Source organism: Betaproteobacteria bacterium (genome assembly GCA_016791345.1).
Taxonomy (GTDB): Bacteria; Pseudomonadota; Gammaproteobacteria; order Burkholderiales; family JAEUMW01; genus JAEUMW01.
This window is the reverse complement of the sequence record JAEUMW010000207.1, coordinates 1-3448: the sequence shown is the minus strand read 5'-3', so window position 1 is coordinate 3448 and position 3448 is coordinate 1. Positions and strand designations below refer to the sequence as shown.

Here is a 3448-nt window from a genome sequence, read left to right as displayed (position 1 = left end):
CATGGTCGCGACCGGCCGCGGCGCATCGATGGGAGTGCTGTTCCGCAACGCCGAGGCGATCGAGCGTCTGCGGCAAGTCGATACGCTCGTGCTCGACAAGACCGGCACGCTGACCGTAGGTAAGCCCGTGCTGCAACGAGTGACGGGTTTCGGTGAGTTCCCGTCGAACGACGTGCTCGCTGCCGCCGCTGGACTCGAACGCGCGAGCGAGCATCCGCTCGCCGCCGCGATCGTCCAGGGCGCAGTGGACCGCGGGATTGAACCGCTCGCGACCAACGACTTCCAATCCCACACCGGTGCGGGCGTGTCCGGCACTGCAGCGGGCCGCAGCGTGGTGCTCGGAAATCGGGCGCTGTTCGAGCAAAGCGGCATCGAGGTCGGGGAAGATGCATTGCACGTTGCTGCGGACCTGCAGGCACTCGGGCACACCGTGATGTTTGTCGGCATCGGTGGCACGCTCGCCGGGCTCGTCAGTGTGGCCGATCCAGTGAAGGAGACGACCCCGGAGGCCCTGCACGCCTTGCGCGCGTCGGGGCTCAGGATCGTCATGGCGACGGGCGACAACGAGACGACGGCCAGAGCAGTCGCCCGTGAACTGGAGATCGATCGCCTCGTCGGCGAGGTGAAGCCGGCCGACAAGGCAAAGCTGGTGCAGGCGCTGCGCGCCGAGGGCGGCGTCGTCGCGATGGCGGGCGACGGCATCAACGACGCGCCGGCACTGGCCGCAGCAGACGTCGGCATTGCGATGGGCAGCGGCACCGATGTGGCGATTCAGAGCGCGCAGGTCACGCTCGTCAAGGGTGATCTGCGCGGGCTCGTACGCGCCCGCGATCTCTCCGTCGCGACCGTCCGCAACATCAAGCAGAACCTCGCCTTCGCCTTCCTCTACAACGCGCTCGGCATCCCGATCGCGGCGGGGCTACTGTATCCCGTGTTTGGTGTATTGCTGTCGCCCATGCTCGCCGCAGCGGCGATGAGCCTGTCATCGGTGTCCGTGATCGGTAACGCGCTGCGCCTTCGCCGCGCGGTGCTTGCCGCATAGCACTGAGCTGACGGTCGAAGCACCGCAATGCTCGCCGGCAAGCGCCCGACTCCCGCGTCTTCGCGCGAGAGGCGACGCCTTAGCAGTCGTCGAAACAACTGCGGCCCTTCCTCGTTGTGCAGAGTCAATAGTGGCCGCTATAATCCCACTATAGTCATAAGCAGACGACCATGAAAACTGTACCCGCCGGGGAGTTCAAGACTCACTGCCTGCGCATCATGGATGAGGTCCGCTCGCAGCGACAGCCGGTCCTCATCACCAAGAAGGGTGTTGCAGTGGCCAAGCTCGTTCCCGTCGAAACTGCCGAGCACGATGTATTCGGCTGCCTCGCCGGAACCATCGAGATTCTTGGGGACGTCGAGGCGCCCCTCGTCGAACAGGGGGCATGGGAAATCGATTGAGATGATCCTCCTGGACACTCATGTCTGGGTGTGGCTTGCGGTTGAACCGAAGCGGCTGTCCCGGGCGGCTGCGGCTGCGATCCGCCGAGCAGCAGCTTCCGGCGGCATTTCGGTCGCGTCGATCAGTTTATGGGAGCTCGCCCTGCTCTTTCAGCGCGGTAGGCTGCGCGGACCGGGCACGGTCGAAAGCAGTGTGCGCGGCGTAATCGAGCATACCGGTATCATCGTCCACGAAATCTCCCCCGAGATTGCCGCACTTGCCACCGCGTTCGGCGACGACTTCCCACAGGATCCGGCTGACCGACTTGTCGGGGCGACAGCTCGGTCGCTTGGCCTGCCGTTGGTGACGCGTGATCAGCGCATTCTGGAGTCCGGCCTGCTCAAGACGATCTGGTAGCAGACTCGCTCCGCCACCGGACCCGCAGCCTTGCCGGGGAAACGCGTTTCCCGAGTAGACGGATCGAACCCGGTTAAATGGATTCAAACCTCGATAAATCATGTCCAAAACTGTGACCGTCTTCGACGCCGCATGGCTCGGCCGCGCAAGAGCGTCGACTGACAAGGGTTCGTGGATCGCAGGCGTCCTTGATAGTTTGGACGGCGACGGAACGCTGTACCTCGATTCCATTCGCGTCTGGTTCAACAAGTTCCCTCTCACGTCCAGCAAGGACAAGCGTGCGCTGAAAACTCGTCTTGAGAGCTTCAATAACAGCGATCACCTCGGAGGAGTCAATGAGCTTTCGTGGTGGGAGTTCATGCGCAAGACCAACATCAACGCCATACCAGTGGCCACATCGACCGCGCCTCGACCCGACTTCCAGGTCCTTGCGCCTACTGATTTCTATCTCGAGGTTTCGACGCTCAATCTTTCCGACGCCGAGCGTCAGAAGTTCGAGCGAGAAGAAGGAGTTTCCCTGAACCACCCGGACACGCTGAGGCGGCTACTCGTAAAGGCCGCGGACGAAAAGAACGGTCAGATCGCGTTCGCCGCGAGTCAGAGGCGACCATGTGCACTTGTCGTGTTCGACTACACCACATGGAGTGGCTTCGGCACACAGCTATTCCGATTTATCGCCAACGGCCTGCTCGGAAAGCCTTTCGAGTTCTCTCGGTTGCCGGCCGACCTTTCTGCGTTAGCCTATGTTGAGCGGAAGGTCATTGATGGGCGACTCGCGATCAGCCGAGACCGCTCTGCCGCCTATTACAACCCGAATGCGACTCATACTCTTCCTGTTGGTACGTTCCGCGCGATCACACAGTTCTGGTCTCAAATGGTGGAGATTCAACCGCAGTTAGAGGATCATTGGGTTTGGCTGTGAGCCATGCTTGCAAAAAAAATTCAGGTGCAAATCTGCTAGCTTCCATCGCGTTGATGTTCGGGGGCCAACATGGGTATGCGGGCGACCGCCTGCGGCGGCGCCTGATGCTTGGCGTTAGAACCTTGGGCCACTTCGCTGGGCTGTTGGATGGAGGTATGCGATGAAGCAAACGTTTACCGCGGTTGTAAAGCAGGAAGGCGATTCCTGGATCGGGTGGATCGAGGAAGTGCCCGGAGTTAATTGCCAAGAAGCCACGCGCGAGGAACTGCTGGAAGCCCTACGCATTACCTTGGCGGAGGCCCTCGAATTCAACCGGCAGGAAGCTCGTGGCGCTGCGGGCAAGGGCTACGAGGAACTTCAGATTGCGGTATGAAGCGCCGCGATCTGCTGGCGCACCTCGCTGCTCATGGTTGTACTCTGCTGCGCGAAGGCGCGCGGCACTCGTGGTGGCATAACCCGGCGCTGAACAAGCGCAGCGCGGTGCCGCGACACACCGAGGTCAACAATCATCTCGCACGGAAAATCTGTCGTGACCTTGGTGCCCCCGAACCGGAACGGTTCTGACATCTCGCCGAAACCGAGAGCCCAGGCGCTACGCTCATGGGGCTGCGGCTGAGCGTCGACGTGCCTGACCCCTCGTGGGCCAAGCAGGATGATGACGGACTCAACAGCACCGCATTGATTGA

General features: G+C 61.8%; 6 protein-coding genes. All 6 read left to right on the top strand.

All coding sequences use genetic code 11. From position 1 onward, the window contains the following. The coding region (locus JNK68_07820) for an HAD-IC family P-type ATPase (protein ID MBL8540265.1) at nucleotides 1-1042 on the top strand (1042 nt) is incomplete at its 5' end. Between the two features lie 170 nt (nucleotides 1043-1212). After that, nucleotides 1213-1443 (top strand): type II toxin-antitoxin system Phd/YefM family antitoxin, encoded by a 231-nt coding sequence (locus JNK68_07815; GenBank protein MBL8540264.1) that lies wholly within the window; start codon nucleotides 1213-1215, stop codon nucleotides 1441-1443. Nucleotide 1444: 1 nt separating this feature from the next. Continuing rightward, the gene (locus JNK68_07810) at nucleotides 1445-1840 is read left to right on the top strand and encodes a type II toxin-antitoxin system VapC family toxin (GenBank protein ID MBL8540263.1); all 396 of its coding nucleotides are present in this window, start codon (nucleotides 1445-1447) and stop codon (nucleotides 1838-1840) included. Nucleotides 1841-1940: 100 nt separating this feature from the next. Beyond that, nucleotides 1941-2762 carry a hypothetical protein gene (locus JNK68_07805; GenBank protein ID MBL8540262.1) on the top strand — a complete coding sequence of 274 codons (822 nt, stop codon included), beginning with the start codon at nucleotides 1941-1943 and terminating at the stop codon, nucleotides 2760-2762. A gap of 160 nt (nucleotides 2763-2922) precedes the next feature. Then, nucleotides 2923-3135, top strand: coding sequence for a type II toxin-antitoxin system HicB family antitoxin (locus tag JNK68_07800; protein MBL8540261.1), 213 nt, complete (start codon nucleotides 2923-2925; stop codon nucleotides 3133-3135). Then, the gene (locus JNK68_07795) at nucleotides 3132-3326 is read left to right on the top strand and encodes a type II toxin-antitoxin system HicA family toxin (GenBank protein ID MBL8540260.1); all 195 of its coding nucleotides are present in this window, start codon (nucleotides 3132-3134) and stop codon (nucleotides 3324-3326) included. The genes JNK68_07800 and JNK68_07795 overlap by 4 nt, the downstream gene beginning before the upstream one ends. The last annotated feature ends 122 nt before the right edge of the window (nucleotides 3327-3448 follow it).

What these genes read in the sequence shown, in the direction of transcription:
- JNK68_07815 (MBL8540264.1), top strand. Translation starts at nt 1,213, where the DNA reads ATGAAAACTGTACCCGCCGGGGAGTTCAAGACTCACTGCCTGCGCATC.
- JNK68_07810 (MBL8540263.1), top strand. Translation starts at nt 1,445, where the DNA reads ATGATCCTCCTGGACACTCATGTCTGGGTGTGGCTTGCGGTTGAACCG.
- JNK68_07805 (MBL8540262.1), top strand. Translation starts at nt 1,941, where the DNA reads ATGTCCAAAACTGTGACCGTCTTCGACGCCGCATGGCTCGGCCGCGCA.
- JNK68_07800 (MBL8540261.1), top strand. Translation starts at nt 2,923, where the DNA reads ATGAAGCAAACGTTTACCGCGGTTGTAAAGCAGGAAGGCGATTCCTGG.
- JNK68_07795 (MBL8540260.1), top strand. Translation starts at nt 3,132, where the DNA reads ATGAAGCGCCGCGATCTGCTGGCGCACCTCGCTGCTCATGGTTGTACT.